11 protein-coding genes are annotated in these 14362 nt (G+C 68.7%); 5 read left to right on the top strand and 6 right to left on the bottom strand.

The window, feature by feature from the left end; all coding sequences use genetic code 11:
* Positions 1 to 14: 14 nt before the first annotated feature.
* The gene (locus AWB95_RS08440; protein WP_062540227.1) at positions 15 to 1751 is read left to right on the top strand and encodes a GMC family oxidoreductase N-terminal domain-containing protein; all 1737 of its coding nucleotides are present in this window, start codon (positions 15 to 17) and stop codon (positions 1749 to 1751) included.
* Here AWB95_RS08440 and AWB95_RS08435 read toward each other — a convergent pair.
* A complete protein-coding gene (locus AWB95_RS08435; RefSeq protein ID WP_062540228.1) occupies positions 1748 to 2635 on the bottom strand; it encodes a TauD/TfdA dioxygenase family protein in 888 nt (295 codons plus the stop codon). The two genes, AWB95_RS08440 and AWB95_RS08435, sit on opposite strands and share 4 nt — an antisense overlap.
* A gap of 68 nt (positions 2636 to 2703) precedes the next feature.
* Here AWB95_RS08435 and AWB95_RS08430 point away from each other — a divergent pair, with 68 nt between their 5' ends.
* Complete coding sequence (locus AWB95_RS08430) at positions 2704 to 3273, top strand: TetR/AcrR family transcriptional regulator (RefSeq protein WP_084707138.1); 570 nt, start codon at positions 2704 to 2706, stop codon at positions 3271 to 3273.
* Positions 3274 to 3279: 6 nt separating this feature from the next.
* Here the strand turns inward: AWB95_RS08430 and AWB95_RS08425 are convergent, their stop codons facing one another.
* Together AWB95_RS08425 and AWB95_RS08420 are read right to left on the bottom strand one after the other, a co-directional pair.
* Positions 3280 to 5670, bottom strand: coding sequence for a glycoside hydrolase family 65 protein (locus AWB95_RS08425; RefSeq protein WP_062540229.1), 2391 nt, complete (start codon positions 5668 to 5670; stop codon positions 3280 to 3282).
* Positions 5667 to 6404 carry a beta-phosphoglucomutase family hydrolase gene (locus AWB95_RS08420; protein ID WP_062540230.1) on the bottom strand — a complete coding sequence of 246 codons (738 nt, stop codon included), beginning with the start codon at positions 6402 to 6404 and terminating at the stop codon, positions 5667 to 5669. Before AWB95_RS08420 ends, AWB95_RS08425 begins: the two co-directional genes overlap by 4 nt.
* A gap of 71 nt (positions 6405 to 6475) precedes the next feature.
* Here AWB95_RS08420 and guaA point away from each other — a divergent pair, with 71 nt between their 5' ends.
* The 3 genes from guaA to AWB95_RS08405 all read left to right on the top strand — a co-directional run bounded on the left by guaA (position 6476) and on the right by AWB95_RS08405 (position 10442).
* The gene (gene guaA, locus AWB95_RS08415; RefSeq protein WP_062540231.1) at positions 6476 to 8029 is read left to right on the top strand and encodes a glutamine-hydrolyzing GMP synthase; all 1554 of its coding nucleotides are present in this window, start codon (positions 6476 to 6478) and stop codon (positions 8027 to 8029) included.
* Positions 8030 to 8237: 208 nt separating this feature from the next.
* On the top strand, positions 8238 to 8873 hold the full coding sequence (locus tag AWB95_RS08410; RefSeq protein ID WP_062540232.1) for a hypothetical protein: 636 nt from the start codon (positions 8238 to 8240) through the stop codon (positions 8871 to 8873).
* Between the two features lie 3 nt (positions 8874 to 8876).
* A complete protein-coding gene (locus tag AWB95_RS08405) occupies positions 8877 to 10442 on the top strand; it encodes a DNA polymerase Y family protein (RefSeq protein ID WP_085167998.1) in 1566 nt (521 codons plus the stop codon).
* Between the two features lie 228 nt (positions 10443 to 10670).
* Here the strand turns inward: AWB95_RS08405 and AWB95_RS08400 are convergent, their stop codons facing one another.
* From AWB95_RS08400 to AWB95_RS08390, 3 genes are read right to left on the bottom strand one after another with little or no spacing between them, the layout of a single operon-like run.
* Positions 10671 to 11621, bottom strand: coding sequence for a nucleoside hydrolase (locus AWB95_RS08400; protein WP_062540300.1), 951 nt, complete (start codon positions 11619 to 11621; stop codon positions 10671 to 10673).
* Complete coding sequence (locus AWB95_RS08395; RefSeq protein ID WP_084707154.1) at positions 11618 to 12262, bottom strand: 2OG-Fe dioxygenase family protein; 645 nt, start codon at positions 12260 to 12262, stop codon at positions 11618 to 11620. Before AWB95_RS08395 ends, AWB95_RS08400 begins: the two co-directional genes overlap by 4 nt.
* A 49-nt stretch (positions 12263 to 12311) precedes the next feature.
* Positions 12312 to 14324 carry an SDR family oxidoreductase gene (locus tag AWB95_RS08390; protein ID WP_085167996.1) on the bottom strand — a complete coding sequence of 671 codons (2013 nt, stop codon included), beginning with the start codon at positions 14322 to 14324 and terminating at the stop codon, positions 12312 to 12314.
* Positions 14325 to 14362: the final 38 nt, after the last annotated feature.

Genomic DNA, 14362 nt, shown 5'->3' with positions numbered 1-14362 from the left:
GCTAGGCTGGCCGGGTGGAACCGGATTACGACGTCCTGATTATCGGTTCGGGTTTCGGGGGCAGCGTCACGGCGTTGCGGCTGACGGAAAAGGGATACCGGGTCGGCGTGCTTGAGGCCGGCCGCCGCTTCGCCGACCACGAGTTCGCCAAGAATTCCTGGCACCTGCGCGAGTTCCTGTGGGCACCGAAGCTCGGCTGCTACGGCATTCAGCGCATCCACCTCCTGCAGAACTGCATGATCCTGGCCGGCGCCGGGGTCGGCGGTGGGTCGCTGAACTACGCCAACACGCTCTACGTGCCGCCGGATCCGTTCTTCAACGACAAGCAGTGGAGCCCCATCACCGACTGGCGCGCCGAGTTGATGCCGCACTACCGCCAGGCGCAACGGATGCTCGGCGTTGTCACGAACCCGACCTTCACCGACGCCGACCGCGTGGTCAAAGAGGTCGCCGACGAGATGGGGGTGGGTGACACGTTCGTGCCCACACCGGTCGGGGTGTTCTTCGGGCCCGACGGCACCAAAGCGCCGGGCAAGACGGTGCCCGACCCGTACTTCGGCGGCGTCGGGCCGGACCGCACGGGCTGCCTCGAATGCGGGTCCTGCATGACCGGATGCCGCTACGGCGCCAAGAACACCCTGGTGAAGAACTACCTCGGCCTCGCGGAAACTGCTGGGGCACAAGTCATTCCGATGACGACGGTGACCGGCTTCGAGCAGCGGCCCGACGGTATGTGGGAAGTCCGCACCGTGCACACCGGGCGCTGGGTGCGCCGCAAGAGGCGCACCTTCACCGCTAAATATCTGGTGCTGGCCGCCGGCACGTACAACACCCAGAAGCTGCTGTTCAAGATGCGCGACAAGGGGAAGCTGCCCAAGCTGTCGGATCGGCTGGGCGAGTTGACCCGGACCAACTCCGAATCGATCGTCGGCGCCGGGCGCCTGGAGGTCAGCCCCGACCTGGACCTGACGCACGGGGTGGCGATCACGTCGTCGATCCATCCCACGTCGGACACCCACATCGAACCGGTCCGCTACGGCAAGGGCTCCAACGCGATGGGCCTGTTGCAGACGCTGATGACCGACGGACCCGGCCCCGAAGGCACCGACGTGCCGCGGTGGAAACAGCTGCTGGAAAACGCCCGGGAAGACCCGCGCGGCACATTACGGCTGCTCAATCCGCGGCGGTGGAGCGAGCGCACGGTGATCGCTTTGGTCATGCAGCATCTGGACAATTCGATCACCACGTTCACCAAGCGCAACCGGCTCGGCATCCGTCGCTATGCCAGCAAGCAGGGCCACGGCCAGCCCAACCCGACCTGGATCCCGGTCGGCAACGAGGTCACCCGCCGCATCGCCAAGAAGATCGACGGCGTGGCCGGCGGCACCTGGGGCGAGCTGTTCAACATCCCGCTGACCGCGCACTTCCTGGGCGGCGCGGTCATCGGCGAGGACCCCGAACACGGCGTCATCGACCCGTATCAGCGGGTGTACAACTACCCGACGCTCTCGGTGCACGACGGCGCCGCCATCTCGGCGAACCTCGGCGTCAACCCGTCGCTGTCGATCACCGCGCAGGCCGAGCGGGCCGCGTCGCTCTGGCCGAACAAGGGCGAGGACGACCTGCGGCCGCGCCAGGGCGAACCGTATCGCCGGCTGGACCCGATCGCGCCGAAGAACCCCGTGGTGCCTGCCGACGCTCCCGGTGCGCTGCGGTGGGAGCCGAGCGAGCCGACCCGTTCGGCCGGCTAGCTTGCGGCGACGGTCTCCAACGGCGCGCCGCTGACCACCCGGCTGCGCTGCCCGTGCACGTCGACGGGCACATCGCCCATCAGGGTGACCCGGTGCATGAGGCGGTGCTGGTCGTCGTAGTCGTCGACGGCGCGGTGCTGGGTCGCCCGGTTGTCCCAGATCGCGACGTCGCCTGGTTCCCAGTTCCAGCGAATGGTGTTCTCCGGCACGGTGATTCGCCGTTGCAGCAACTCCAGCAGCACGTGTGACTCATAGCTGTCCACGTCGACGAAGCCGCGCACGAAATCGCCCGCGACCAGAGTCCGTTCACCGGTCTCCGGGTGTACCCGCACCACGGGATGTTCGGTGCGAAAGTCGTTCTGCTCGAACGCCTCTCGCAGCGCACGCTGCTGGTCGGTGAGCGTGTCGGCATTGGCGGCGACATAGTCATAGCGATTGCTGTGCAGCGCCCATAGATTCTCGGCCAGGTGCTTGAGTGGTTCGGGCAGCGCCGTGTAGGCGGCCGCGGTCGAGGCCCACAGCGTCGAGCCACCGTAGCTGGGCAGGGTGACGGCGCGCAGGATCGACGCCGCCGGGTAGTTCGCCACAAATGTCACGTCGGTATGCCAGCGGTTCGCCTTGCCGTATTCGGAATCGATCGGCGTGATGACCGGTGCGTTGTCCGCCTTGATGGCCGGGTGGCCGATCGGAGTGCCCAGTAGCCGCGCGAAGGCCAGCTGTTCGGCATCGTCGAGGTGGTGCTGGCCACGGAAGAAGATCACCTTGTGGCGCAGCAGTGCCCGATGAATCGCGTCGGCCGCGGCGGCGTCGAGGTCGCCGCGCAGCCGCACCCCGTCGATCCGCGCCCCGATGCGGCTGCCCAGCCTGGTCACGGTCAGCGTCATTGAAGTCGTCCTCTCGATCCGATGTGTAGTCAACTGACTACACCAACGATGTACGCTACTGTAGTCGCATGACTACAGCCGGGTCAAGGGCCAAGCGCAAGCGGTCGCCAGTCGGCCGGGAGCAGGTGGTGCCCGCCATCCTGGACGCCGCGTCGGACCTGTTCGCCGAGCGCGGTCCGGCCGCGACGTCGATCCGCGACATCGCTGCCCGGTCGAAGGTCAACCACGGCTTGGTGTTTCGCCACTTCGGGACCAAGGAACGACTGGTCGGCGCCGTACTCGACCACCTGGGCGCAAGTCTGACCGAGTTAGTGGCAGACCGGGCCTCGGCCGAGGAGGTCGACCGCGCCGTCGACCGGCATCTGCGGGTGATGGCCCGCACACTGCTCGACGGCTACCCCGCGGGCCAGCTGCAGACCCGCTTTCCCAACGTGGCGTTACTGCTCGAGCAGGTGCAGCCGCGACACGACAGCGACCGCAGCGCGCGCCTGGCGGTGGCCAATGCCGTTGCAATGCAACTGGGTTGGCGTCTGTTCGAGCCGTTCCTGCGTTCGGCGGCCGGCATCGACGACATGTCCGACGACAGCTTGAAGCAGGCCGTCGGCGCCGAGATCGCGCGGATTCTCGAACCGCACTGACTCGCGTTACGGTCCCATAGGCGGGCTGGCCACCTGCACCCGGGCCAGTGTGCGTCGGTGGGTGGGCTCGCGGCCCGGCGGCTGAGAAGGCGGCGGCAGCAGCGGCTCGCAGGGATGCAACTCGATCGTCGTCGGCGACTCCGTGCTGAGCTCGAGCTCCTCGCCGGCGTGCCGGATGGTCAATGTCCCGTCGGGCCCGTCGCGCAGGGTGTAGGTGACGTCGTGGTGGGTGATGCTCACGGTGAGCCGAGATCCTCTCCAGCGCACCCGAAACCGCAGACAAGCGATTCCATCGGGCAGGTGCGGGTCCAGCGACAGCACGCCCTCGTCGTCGCGCAGGCCGCCGAAGCCCGCCACCAGCGCCGTCCAGGCGCCTGCCATTGACGCCATGTGCAGGCCGTCACGGGTGTTCGCGTGTAAGTCGCGTAAGTCGATCAGCGCCGCCTCGTAGGCGTAGTCGTGGGCCAGCTCGAGGTGTCCGACGTCGGCGCACATCACCGCCTGGGTGCACGCCGAGAGCGACGAGTCACGCACCATGCGCCGCTCGTAATAGTCGACGTTGCGCGCCTTCTGCTCGCGGGTGAACGCGTGGCTTTGCCATTGCATGGCCAGTACCACGTCGGCCTGCTTGATCACCTGGGCCGGGTACAGCCGCACATAGGGCGCGTGCAACAACAACGGATAGCTGGTGTGCGCCTCAAAGTCCCACTCCGCCAACGTGGTAAAGCCTTCGCACTGCTGGTGCACGCCCAGTTCCTCGTCGTAGGGGATGTGCGCGTCGTCGGCCGCGGCTCGCCACGCGGCCATCTCCTCGGTGCTGACGCCCATATCGTGCGCGGCCAACGGGTGACGGGCGCACGCATCGGCGGCGACCCGCAGATTGTGCGCCGCCATCAAATTCGTGAAGACATTGTCGCGGACCACCGCGGTGTATTCGTCCGGTCCGGTGACCCCGTCGAGATGCCAAACACCGTGCCGGTCATGGTGTCCCAGTGACAGCCACAGCCGGGCGGTTTCGACCAGCACCCTCAGCCCGCACTCCTCCTCCAGCGAATCGTCGCCGGTGACGATTCGGTACCGCTCGAACGCCATCGCAATGTCGGCGTTGACGTGCCAGGCCGCCGTGCCGGCCGGCCAGTAACCCGAGCACTCCTGGCCGCGGATCGTGCGCCACGGAAACGTCGCCCCCTCCAGGCCGAGTTCTTCCGCCCGCTCCTTGGCCAGATCCATGGTGGATGCGCGCCATCGCAGCGCGTCGGCCGCCGCGTACGGCGCGGTGTAGGTGAGCACTGGGAGAACGAAACCCTCGGTGTCCCAAAACGTGTGGCCGTCGTAGCCGCTGCCGGTCAGACCCTTGCCGGGAATCGCGCGACGTTCGGCACGCGCGCTGGCCTGCAGCACGTGGAACAGCCCGAAGCGCACGGCCTGCTGGATCGCCGGATCGCCCTCGACCTCGACGTCGGCGCTGTCCCAGAACTCGTCGAGATACTTGCGCTGGGCGTCCAGCAGCCCCTGCCATCCGCTGTAGCGGGCGCCGGTCAACGCGGCCGCCGCCTGATCGCGCAGCGCGGGCCGCGAGCGCAGACTCGACCATCCGTAGGCCAGGTACTTGACGATGCGCAGCTTCTGGCCGGGGCGCAGCCCGCAGATCACCGTGGTGCGGGCCACGTCCGCCCGGGCCTCCGTGGAGACCTCGACCCGGCCCGGCACGTCGACCTCGTGGTCCATCACCGCGGCCATCATCAGTTCGCTTGCCTTGGTCCGGTGCATCAGCAGCGAGCGGTGTTCGGTGTGCTCGTGCTCGACCGGTTCCAGCGGGTGCTCCAGGATGGCCGCCACCCGCGGATCCCCGGATGTCTGCGGTTGGTCTTCGTTGGCCACGAGTTCGGATTGCACTGTGACACGGACGAATTCGTCGAGCGCCTCGACGACGTACTCGATGGCCGCGACGCTGCGCTGGGCCAGCGACACCAGCCGGGTCGACGTCACTTTCACCTGCTTGTCCGCCGGCGAGCGCCAGTGCGCGCGGCGGGTCAGCGTGCCGGCGCGCAGGTCGAGGCAGCGCTCGTGGTCGATCAGCTGGCCGTAGCGGACGTCGAACGGCTCGTCGTCGACCATCAACCGGATGAGCTTGCCGTTGGTGACGTCGACGACGGTCTGGCCGGCCTCGGGGTAGCCGTAGCCGGCCTCGGCGTAGGGCAGCGGCCGCACCTCGTAGAACGAGTTCAAGTAGGTGCCCGGCAGCCCGTACGGCTCGCCTTCGTCGAGATTCCCGCGCAGCCCGATGTGGCCGTTGGACAGCGCGAACAGCGACTCCGATTGCGCCAGCACGTTGAGGTCGAGGCGGGTTTCGCGTACCTGCCAGGGTTCGACGGGGAAGGCTTCCTCGGTGATCATTTGAGCAACTCGGCCAGGTCGGTGACGACGACGTCGGCGCCGTTGCGGCGCAAGTCCTCGGCTTGGCCAACCCGGTCGACGCCCACCACGAAGCCGAAGTTACCCGCCCGCCCGGCCGCCACCCCCGACAGGGCGTCCTCGAACACCGCCGCGGCGGCCGGCTCGACCTCGAGCAGCTGCGCTGCCCGCAGAAACGAGTCGGGCGCCGGCTTGCCGGCGATGTGCTCCTCGCGCAGCGTCACCCCGTCGACCCGCTGGCTGATGAACCGGTCCAGCCCGGTGATCTCCAGCACGTCGCGGGTGTTGGCGCTCGACGACACCACCGCGGTGGCCAGCCCCGCGTCGGCCACCGCCTCGAGATAGCGCCGCGACCCGTCGAACACCTGGACGCCGTCGTCGTGCAGCGTCTGCTGGAACGCGTCGTTCTTGCGGTTGCCCAGGCCGTGCACGGTCTCGGCGTCGGGCGGGTCGTCGGGATCGCCGTCGGGCAGCTCGATGCCGCGGCTGGCCAGAAACGACCGCACACCGTCCTCGCGTTTCTTGCCGTCGACGTATTGGCGGTAGTCGCTTTCGGGATCGAACGGGACGAACGGCTCACCGGTGCGTTCGGCTCGCTGCTTCAGATACGCGTCGAACATGGCCTTCCAGGCCTTGGTGTGCACGCTCGCGGTGTCGGTGAGAACACCGTCGAGGTCGAACAGACACGCGTGCACCGTTTCCGGCAAACCCAGCACAGCAGACCCCCTCGTTTTTTGGCAGTACTACTCCACCATGTCCGTTGTCGGCTCGCCAATAGACTGTTCCGGTGGACTCAGCATCGCCCCGCCCCGTGCTGGTTGTCGATTTCGGCGCGCAGTACGCCCAGTTGATCGCCCGCCGGGTGCGCGAGGCCCGGGTATTCTCCGAGGTGATACCGCACACCGCGTCGATCGAGGAGATCAAGGCCCGTGATCCGCAGGCGCTGGTGCTCTCGGGCGGCCCGGCCAGTGTTTACGCCGACGGCGCGCCCCAGCTTGATCCGGCGCTGTTCGACCTGGGTGTGCCGGTGTTCGGCATCTGCTACGGGTTTCAGGCCATGGCCCAGGCGCTCGGCGGCACCGTCGCGCCCACCGGCACCAGCGAGTACGGCCGGACCGAGCTGAAAGTCCTTGGCGGCGAACTGCATTCGGGTCTACCGGAGACCCAGCCGGTGTGGATGAGCCACCGCGACGCCGTCACCGCCGCGCCGCAGGAGTTCGAGGTGGTGGCCGCCAGTGCGGCCTCTCCGGTGGCCGCCTTCGAGGATCAGGCCCGACGGCTGGCCGGCGTGCAGTACCACCCCGAGGTGATGCACACCCCGCACGGCCAGCAGGTGCTCAGCCGGTTCCTGCACGACTTCGCCGGCATCGGTGCGGAGTGGACGCCGGCCAACATCGCCGGTGTGCTGGTCGAGCAGGTGCGCGAGCAGATCGGCGACGGCCACGCGATCTGTGGCCTGTCGGGCGGGGTGGATTCGGCGGTGGCCGCCGCGCTGGTGCAGCGCGCCATCGGCGATCGGTTGACGTGTGTGTTCGTCGACCACGGGCTGTTGCGTGCCGGTGAGCGCGCGCAGGTGCAGCGCGACTTCGTGGCGGCGACCGGAGCCCATTTGGTGACGGTCGACGCGGCGGAGCGGTTCCTCGAGGCGCTGTCGGGGGTGACCAATCCCGAGGGCAAGCGCAAGATCATCGGGCGGCAGTTCATCCGCGCGTTCGAGGGCGCGGTGCGGGATGTCATGGGCGACAACGACGTTGACTTCCTGGTGCAGGGCACGCTGTACCCGGACGTGGTGGAGTCCGGCGGCGGCACGGGTGCGGCGAACATCAAGAGCCACCACAATGTCGGCGGCCTGCCCGGCGACCTGAAGTTCAAGCTCGTCGAGCCGCTGCGGCTGCTGTTCAAGGACGAGGTGCGCGCGGTCGGGCGGGAATTGGGATTGCCGGAGGAAATCGTTGCGCGCCAACCGTTTCCGGGTCCGGGCCTGGCGATCCGGATCGTCGGCGAGGTCACCGCGGCCCGGCTGGAGACGCTGCGGCGCGCTGACGCGATCGCTCGCGAGGAGTTGACCGCGGCGGGTATGGACCACCAGATCTGGCAGTGCCCCGTGGTGCTGCTGGCCGACATCCGCTCGGTGGGCGTGCAGGGCGACGGCCGCACCTACGGCCACCCGATCGTGCTGCGACCGGTGTCCAGCGAAGACGCGATGACCGCCGACTGGACCCGGGTGCCCTACGAGGTGCTGGAGCGCATCTCCACCCGGATCACCAACGAGGTCGCCGAGGTCAACCGGGTGGTGCTGGACGTCACCAGCAAACCGCCCGGCACCATCGAGTGGGAGTAGTTGCGGCGGCTTTTGCGCGACACTGAACCAGTTGCGAAGACACGCCGACGGGGGTCGCACTGTTTTAAGTCTGGGCGAATCTGGGCGTCGTCCGGAGGCCACAGAAGCACCATTTGCCCCAGCTGTATCCGTTGCTTGACGGTTGTCGGTGGGTAGGTGTTGACTCACGAGTATCGAACATATATTCGAGAACTAGGTGAGAAGACGGATGACGGCGGCAGCACTCCAAGGGCGCGCTGAGCAGCTCAAACAGCTGCGACGGCAGATGGCTGTGTTGTCCGGAAAAGTATCCGGGGCGGTCGGCTCGCGGGGGCCGTTGCCGGAGCCGCAGGCCGGCCTGCCGATCCCGCCGATGCTTGCCGAGGTGTTGCCCGGAGCGTTGCCCCGGGGGACGGTGGCGGTGCTGTCGGGAGCCCGCTCGCTGCCGGTGAGCATGGTGGCGGCGGTGACGGCGGCGGGCGGCAACGCGGCAATCGTCGGCCAGCCGGACATCGGGTTACTGGCCGCCGCGGAGATGGGGGCGGACCTGAGCCGTCTCGCGGTGATACCGGACGCCGGAACGGACCCGGTCGAGGTGGCCGCGGTGCTCATGGACGGCATGGATCTGGTGGTGCTCGGGCTTGGTGGACGCTCGGTGCCGCAGAGCCGGGCGCGGGCGGTGGTGGCCCGCGCGCACCAGAAGGGCTGCACTCTGCTGGTCACCGACGGCGACTGGCAGGGGGCGTCGATGCGGCTGGAGGCCCGGGTCAGCGGTTATGAGACCGGCGCACCCGGCTTCGGGCGGATCCGTCAAGTGCGGCTTGACGTTTGTGCGCGCGGACGGGCGATGGCCCGGACGGGATGAGCCATGGCCTCCCGCGTGCTGGCGATCTGGTGTATGGACTGGCCGGGGGTCGCCGCGGCGGCGGCCGCCGGCCTGCCCGCGACGGCTCCGGTCGCGGTCACGCTGGCCAACCGGGTGATCGCCTGTTCGTCGGCCGCCCGCGCGGCGGGAGTGCGGCGCGCGCTGCGGCGACGGGAGGCGGCTGCGCGCTGCCCGCAACTGCACGTCGTGGCCGCGGACGCCGACCGCGACGCCCGGTTCTTCGAAGGCGTTCTCGTGGCGGTCGACGATCTGGTGCCCCGCGCCGAGGTGCTGCGGCCCGGGCTGATCGTGTTGCCGGTGCGCGGGGCGGCCCGCTTTTTCGGATCCGAGCAGCAGGCGGCCGAACGGTTGATCGACGCGGTGGCCGCCGCCGGCGCCGAGTGTCAGGTCGGGATCGCCGATCAGCTGTCCACCGCCGTCTTCGCGGCCCGTGCGGCCCGGGTCGTGGCCCCAGGCGACGACGCGCGGTTCCTGTCGGCGTTGTCGATCCGCCAACTGGCCACCGAGCCCAGCCTGTCCGGTCCCGGCCGGGAGGAGCTGGCGGACCTGTTGTGGCGGATGGGGATTCGCACGATCGGGCAGTTCGCCGCGCTGTCCCGCAGCGACGTGGCGTCGAGGTTCGGCGCCGACGCGGTGACCGCGCACCGGTTCGCCCGCGGCGAGCCGGAGCGCGGGCCGTCCGGGCGTGAGCCGCCGACCGAACTCGACGCGGTGCTGCACCCCGACCCCCCGATCGACCGGGTGGATGCCGCGGCCTTCGCCGGGCGCTCGCTGGCCAGCTCGTTGCATCAGACGTTGATGGCCGCCGGGGTGGGATGCACCCGGCTGGCCATTCACGCCGTCACCGCCAACGGCGAAGAGCTCCAACGGGTTTGGCGATGTTCCGAGCCGTTGACCGAAGACGGCACCGCCGACCGGGTGCGCTGGCAGCTGGACGGCTGGTTGAACAAGCGGACCGCCGACGAGCGGCCCACTTCGCCGGTGACGTTGCTGCGACTACAGGCGGTAGAGGTGGTCTCCGCGGGAGCGCTGCAGCTCCCGCTGTGGGGCGGCCTCGGCGACGACGACCGGCTGCGGGCCCGTCGGGCGTTGGTGCGGGTGCAGGGCCTGCTCGGTCCCGAGGCGGTGCAGGTGCCGGTGCTGTCCGGCGGTCGCGGTCCGGCCGAGCGCATCACGCTGACGCCGCTGGGCGACGAGCCGGTGCCGCAGTCGGACCCGCGTCAACCGTGGCCGGGCCGATTGCCCGAGCCGTCGCCGACGGTGCTGGCCGACGACCCGGTGGAATTGCTTGACGTCCAAGGAAATCCGATACGGGTAACCAGCCGGGGCCTGTTTTCCGCCGACCCGGCGCGGCTGACCGCCCGCGGTCGTGACAACCCGTTGCGCTGGTGGGCCGGGCCATGGCCGGTCGACGAGCGATGGTGGGATCCGGACCGGGCCAAAGGTCGCACCGCGCGGGCTCAGGTGCTGGTGGACGGCGATCCCGGTAAGGCGCTGCTGCTGTGCTACCGCCAGCGGCGGTGGTATCTGGAGGGCATCTACGAATGACGGCTACCGCTCTGGTGTAGCGAGCAATTTGAACAACGTGTTGTTGACGTGGTGAGCGCCTGAACATCGACGTGCCGAACCTGCTCGGCCCTCGCCTTGCGCATGCTAACAACCTTTTCTGGCAGACGGTCTCCGAAATCTTTGATGCCTGTGGATATCGCAGTTGCCGAGCGTGTACTCAGGGCGAGAAAATCGCGAAAATTCCGCCCTGATTACACGTTCGGCGAACTAGCCCAGTCGCTGCGCGAACGCACCGACCCGGTCGATGAACCGCTCGAAGAATGCCTCAGGGTCAACGCCAACGCCGATGAGCGCGTTGGGCTTTCGGCCCCAGTGTCCCGACCAGTCGGTCACCGTCATGCCGCGGGTCAGCGCGCCGGTCAGTTCCACGTCCACGGTCGCCGGCCGGGTATCCACCAGTTGCGGATCCAACGCCACCGCGGCGGCCAGCGGGTCATGCAAGTGCGCCAGATATCCGTGGCCGGCGTCGCGGTGGGCCTCGAAGTAGAACCGCATCGCGTCGTCGATGAACCGGGTCAGCACCGTCGTTCCCAAGCGTTCCAAATGTGCCGGTGTCATTGCGATGTGCTGGGTCAGATCCAACCCGCACAGGATTGGAAGGGGCTCAGTCCAAGCCCCGAACACCTCGGCCGCCGCCTCGGGATCCACGTGGATATTCCATTCGGCCACGGGATTGGTGTTGCCGCGATAGTCGTAGGCGCCGCCCATGATCACCAGCCGGCGCAGCAGCGTCGGCAGCGCGGGTTCGGCGCGCAACGCCAGCGCCAGGTTGGTCAGCGGGCCGGTGGCCACTCCGATCAGCTCTCCGGCATGGGCGCGTGCCGCCTGCACCCAGGCCGTCGCAGCGTCATACCCGACCAACTGCCGATCACTGACGGGCAGCTCGGCATACCCTAAACCCTTGGGCCCGTGAGCTTTTCCGGGCGGACACATCGGGCAGCTCAGCGGCTGTCCGGCACCCTTGGCGACCGGGATGTCGGGCGCCCCGCACAGGTCGAGCAGGGCGAGGTTGTTCTCGCAAACCTGTTCTACCCCAACGTTTCCCCCGGTCGAGGCGATGCCTACCAGTTCGGCCTCCGGGCTAGCCAGCAGGTACACCAGCGCCAGGGCGTCGTCGACACCGGTGTCGACATCGACGAAAGTCGGTGACGTGTTCATGCGAACGTGATTACCAGAACGTCGCGCACAGCGGGCGCCGACTCGTCAAGTGGCCGGATCGGTGAGACGCCGTGCACGGTGCGACGATCGTCGCCCAACAGCAGCGTGCCCCGCTCGGACAGTGTCGTCGCCAGCAGCCGTCGACCGTCCATATCGAACACTGTGCTTTCGCCGCCGACCGCATTGCGCCGGCCGATCAGCAGCGAGGTGACCAGCGTGACCCCGTCGCGATGCAGTCCCTCGGGGGTGGGCCGGCCGTCGCTGTCCGCCGATGCGAGGACCCGGAACGGATGCACCTTGACGGTCCACTCCGCAACGTCGTCAAGGGCCGTCGCGAACCGGACCAGCAGCCTCAGCAGGCCGTCGAGAAGTGGATCACTGGCGAACGTGTCGGTCAGCGGCTCGAAGTGGCGATCCCGCTCCACGTAGAGCGGGTTGGAGTCTTGCGGCTGCACGAACGCACCGATGGGCACCGGCTCGAACAAGCCGTCGGCGAATCTGTAATGGCCGTAGCGCCGCAGCCGCTGAATGCCCAACTCCGCCGCATAGGGATCCGGGGCCAGCTCGTCCCAATGTGCGCCGAACCGGGTCCAGACGTCCTCGTCGACGCCGAGGCTGCGCGCCACGTCGATGGGGGGCATCACGCACACGCCGGCCGCGGCGAAGGTATCAGCGTCCACTCGAAGGGGATTACCAATGCACCCCGGGTACCAAACGCGCCACCCGCCGGACCGGCCGGAGCACGCGCACGGAAGTGACGGCGCGAACCGGGCGTTTCGGCCGTCGCCGCGACGACGGCTGCGGCGCAACAGAATCCGCGGGCTCGATGCCCAGCGCGGCCGGTGAATCCGGGTAGCCGAGATACAGCTGGTGCAGGATCCGCCGCGACAGCTTGGGCGTGAAATAGTTGCCGGCCTCGGCCAGCGTGCCCAGCGGGGTGTCGATCCGCGCCGGCTTCTCGATCAGGCCGCGCACCACCATGGCCGCCGCATGTTCGGGGCTGATCGCCCGCATCGGGTTGAGCCGCCGCGACGGCGCGATCATCGGGGTGCGCACCAACGGCATGTGGATGTTGGTGAACGTGATGTGGTCCGACAGCGTCTCCGACGCCACCACCTCGGCGAACGCGTCCAGCGCCGCCTTGGACGGCAGATACGAGCTGTACTTGGGGCTGCGGGCTTGCACCCCGGCGCTGGAGACGTTGACGACGTGCCCGAACCGCCGCTCCCGCCAGTGCGGCAGCAGCGCCAGCACCATCCGCACCGCGCCGAAGTAGTTGACCGCCATCACCCGCTCGTAGTCGTGTAGCCGGTCAACGGAGTTCACCACCGAGCGGCGAATCGAGCGGCCGGCGTTGTTGACCAGATAGTCGACATGGTCGAACCGACCCAGGATGTCCTTGACGGTGTGCTCCACCGACGCCGAATCGGTGACGTCGCAGGTGAACGCGTAGGCCCGGCCGCCGGCCGCGCGGATCTCGGCGACCAGGTCGTCGAGCGCCTCGCCGCTGCGGGCCAGCGCGAACACCGTCGCGCCGCGCTCGGCCACCGCGATCGCCGACGCACGGCCGATGCCGCTGGACGCCCCGGTGATGATCACGTGCTTGCCGACCAGCGGACCGGCGGGATCGGCGCGACGGGCCCGGTCCGGGTCCAGATGCTCGGCCCAGTACCGCCACAACTTCGGCGCGTACGACGCGAACTCGGGGACTTCAATACCCGTGCCCTGCAAGGCCTTCCGCGTCTCGTCGGACACAAACGTGGGCGCCAGGTCGACGACGTCGAGGACCTCGGCGGGAATGCCCAGCTGGGTGGCCGCCATGTTGCGCCACACCTTGGCCCGGCCGCGCACCCGCAGCACCGGCGCGGCCACCGAACGCGGCAGCGATCCGCGCAGCGGCGGCAGGCCCGCCTCGGCGGCGATACCGCGGTAAATGCCGCGCAGCCCAATGGTTTTCGGCGCGGTCAGGTGGAACGTCTGGCCGTCGCGACCATCGGCGTGCATCAGCCACACCAGCGCGTTGACCACATAGTCGACCGGCACGATGTTGGTGCGTCCGGTGTCGGGCAACATGATCGGGGTGAATCGCGGCAGGACAGCCAACCGAGCGAGCACCCCGAAGAAGTAGTAGGGGCCGTCGACCTTGTCCATCTCTCCGGTGCGCGAATCGCCCACCACCACCGCCGGCCGGTAGATCCGGTAACGCAGCCCCGGCGTCGAGCGCACCAGCGACTCGGCTTCGAACTTGGTCTGGTGATATGGCGTGGGCAGCTCCTGGCCGACGTCGAAATCGGCCTCGGTGTACTCGCCGCGGAAGTCGCCGGCCACCGCGATCGACGACACGTGGTGCAGCGTCGCGTCGAGCCGTCGTGCCAGCTCGATCACCGCACGGGTGCCGTCGACGTTGGCGGTGCGCTGCTCGGCGTCGGAGGCAGTGATGTCGTAGATCGCCGCGCAGTGCACCACATGAGTGACGTCGCCGAGCTCGGCCACCGCCTCGTCGGTCAACCCCAGATCCGTCGCGGTCAGGTCACCGACCAGCGGCTTTGCCCGTTCACCCCACTCGGCGGCCAGCCGTTCGAAGCGGCCGAGCGACCCGCGGCGGACCAACACCCACACTTCGGCGTCGGGTTCTACGGCCAGCAGGCGTGAGACGACACGCCGCCCGATAAACCCGGTACCGCCGGTAACGACATAGCGCATGCCAGCAATCGTGACCGCTGGTACCGGCAACCGTCAAT

The sequence above is a fragment of the Mycobacterium celatum genome (assembly GCF_002101595.1).
Lineage (GTDB): Bacteria > Actinomycetota > Actinomycetes > Mycobacteriales > Mycobacteriaceae > Mycobacterium > Mycobacterium celatum.
This window is presented reverse-complemented; position numbering and strand designations above follow the sequence as displayed.

What these genes read in the sequence shown, in the direction of transcription:
- AWB95_RS08405 (WP_085167998.1), top strand. Translation starts at nt 8,877, where the DNA reads ATGGCCTCCCGCGTGCTGGCGATCTGGTGTATGGACTGGCCGGGGGTC.
- AWB95_RS08430 (WP_084707138.1), top strand. Translation starts at nt 2,704, where the DNA reads ATGACTACAGCCGGGTCAAGGGCCAAGCGCAAGCGGTCGCCAGTCGGC.
- AWB95_RS08425 (WP_062540229.1), bottom strand. Translation starts at nt 5,670, where the DNA reads ATGATCACCGAGGAAGCCTTCCCCGTCGAACCCTGGCAGGTACGCGAA.
- AWB95_RS08400 (WP_062540300.1), bottom strand. Translation starts at nt 11,621, where the DNA reads ATGAACACGTCACCGACTTTCGTCGATGTCGACACCGGTGTCGACGAC.
- AWB95_RS08390 (WP_085167996.1), bottom strand. Translation starts at nt 14,324, where the DNA reads ATGCGCTATGTCGTTACCGGCGGTACCGGGTTTATCGGGCGGCGTGTC.
- AWB95_RS08410 (WP_062540232.1), top strand. Translation starts at nt 8,238, where the DNA reads ATGACGGCGGCAGCACTCCAAGGGCGCGCTGAGCAGCTCAAACAGCTG.
- AWB95_RS08435 (WP_062540228.1), bottom strand. Translation starts at nt 2,635, where the DNA reads ATGACGCTGACCGTGACCAGGCTGGGCAGCCGCATCGGGGCGCGGATC.
- AWB95_RS08395 (WP_084707154.1), bottom strand. Translation starts at nt 12,262, where the DNA reads ATGCCCCCCATCGACGTGGCGCGCAGCCTCGGCGTCGACGAGGACGTC.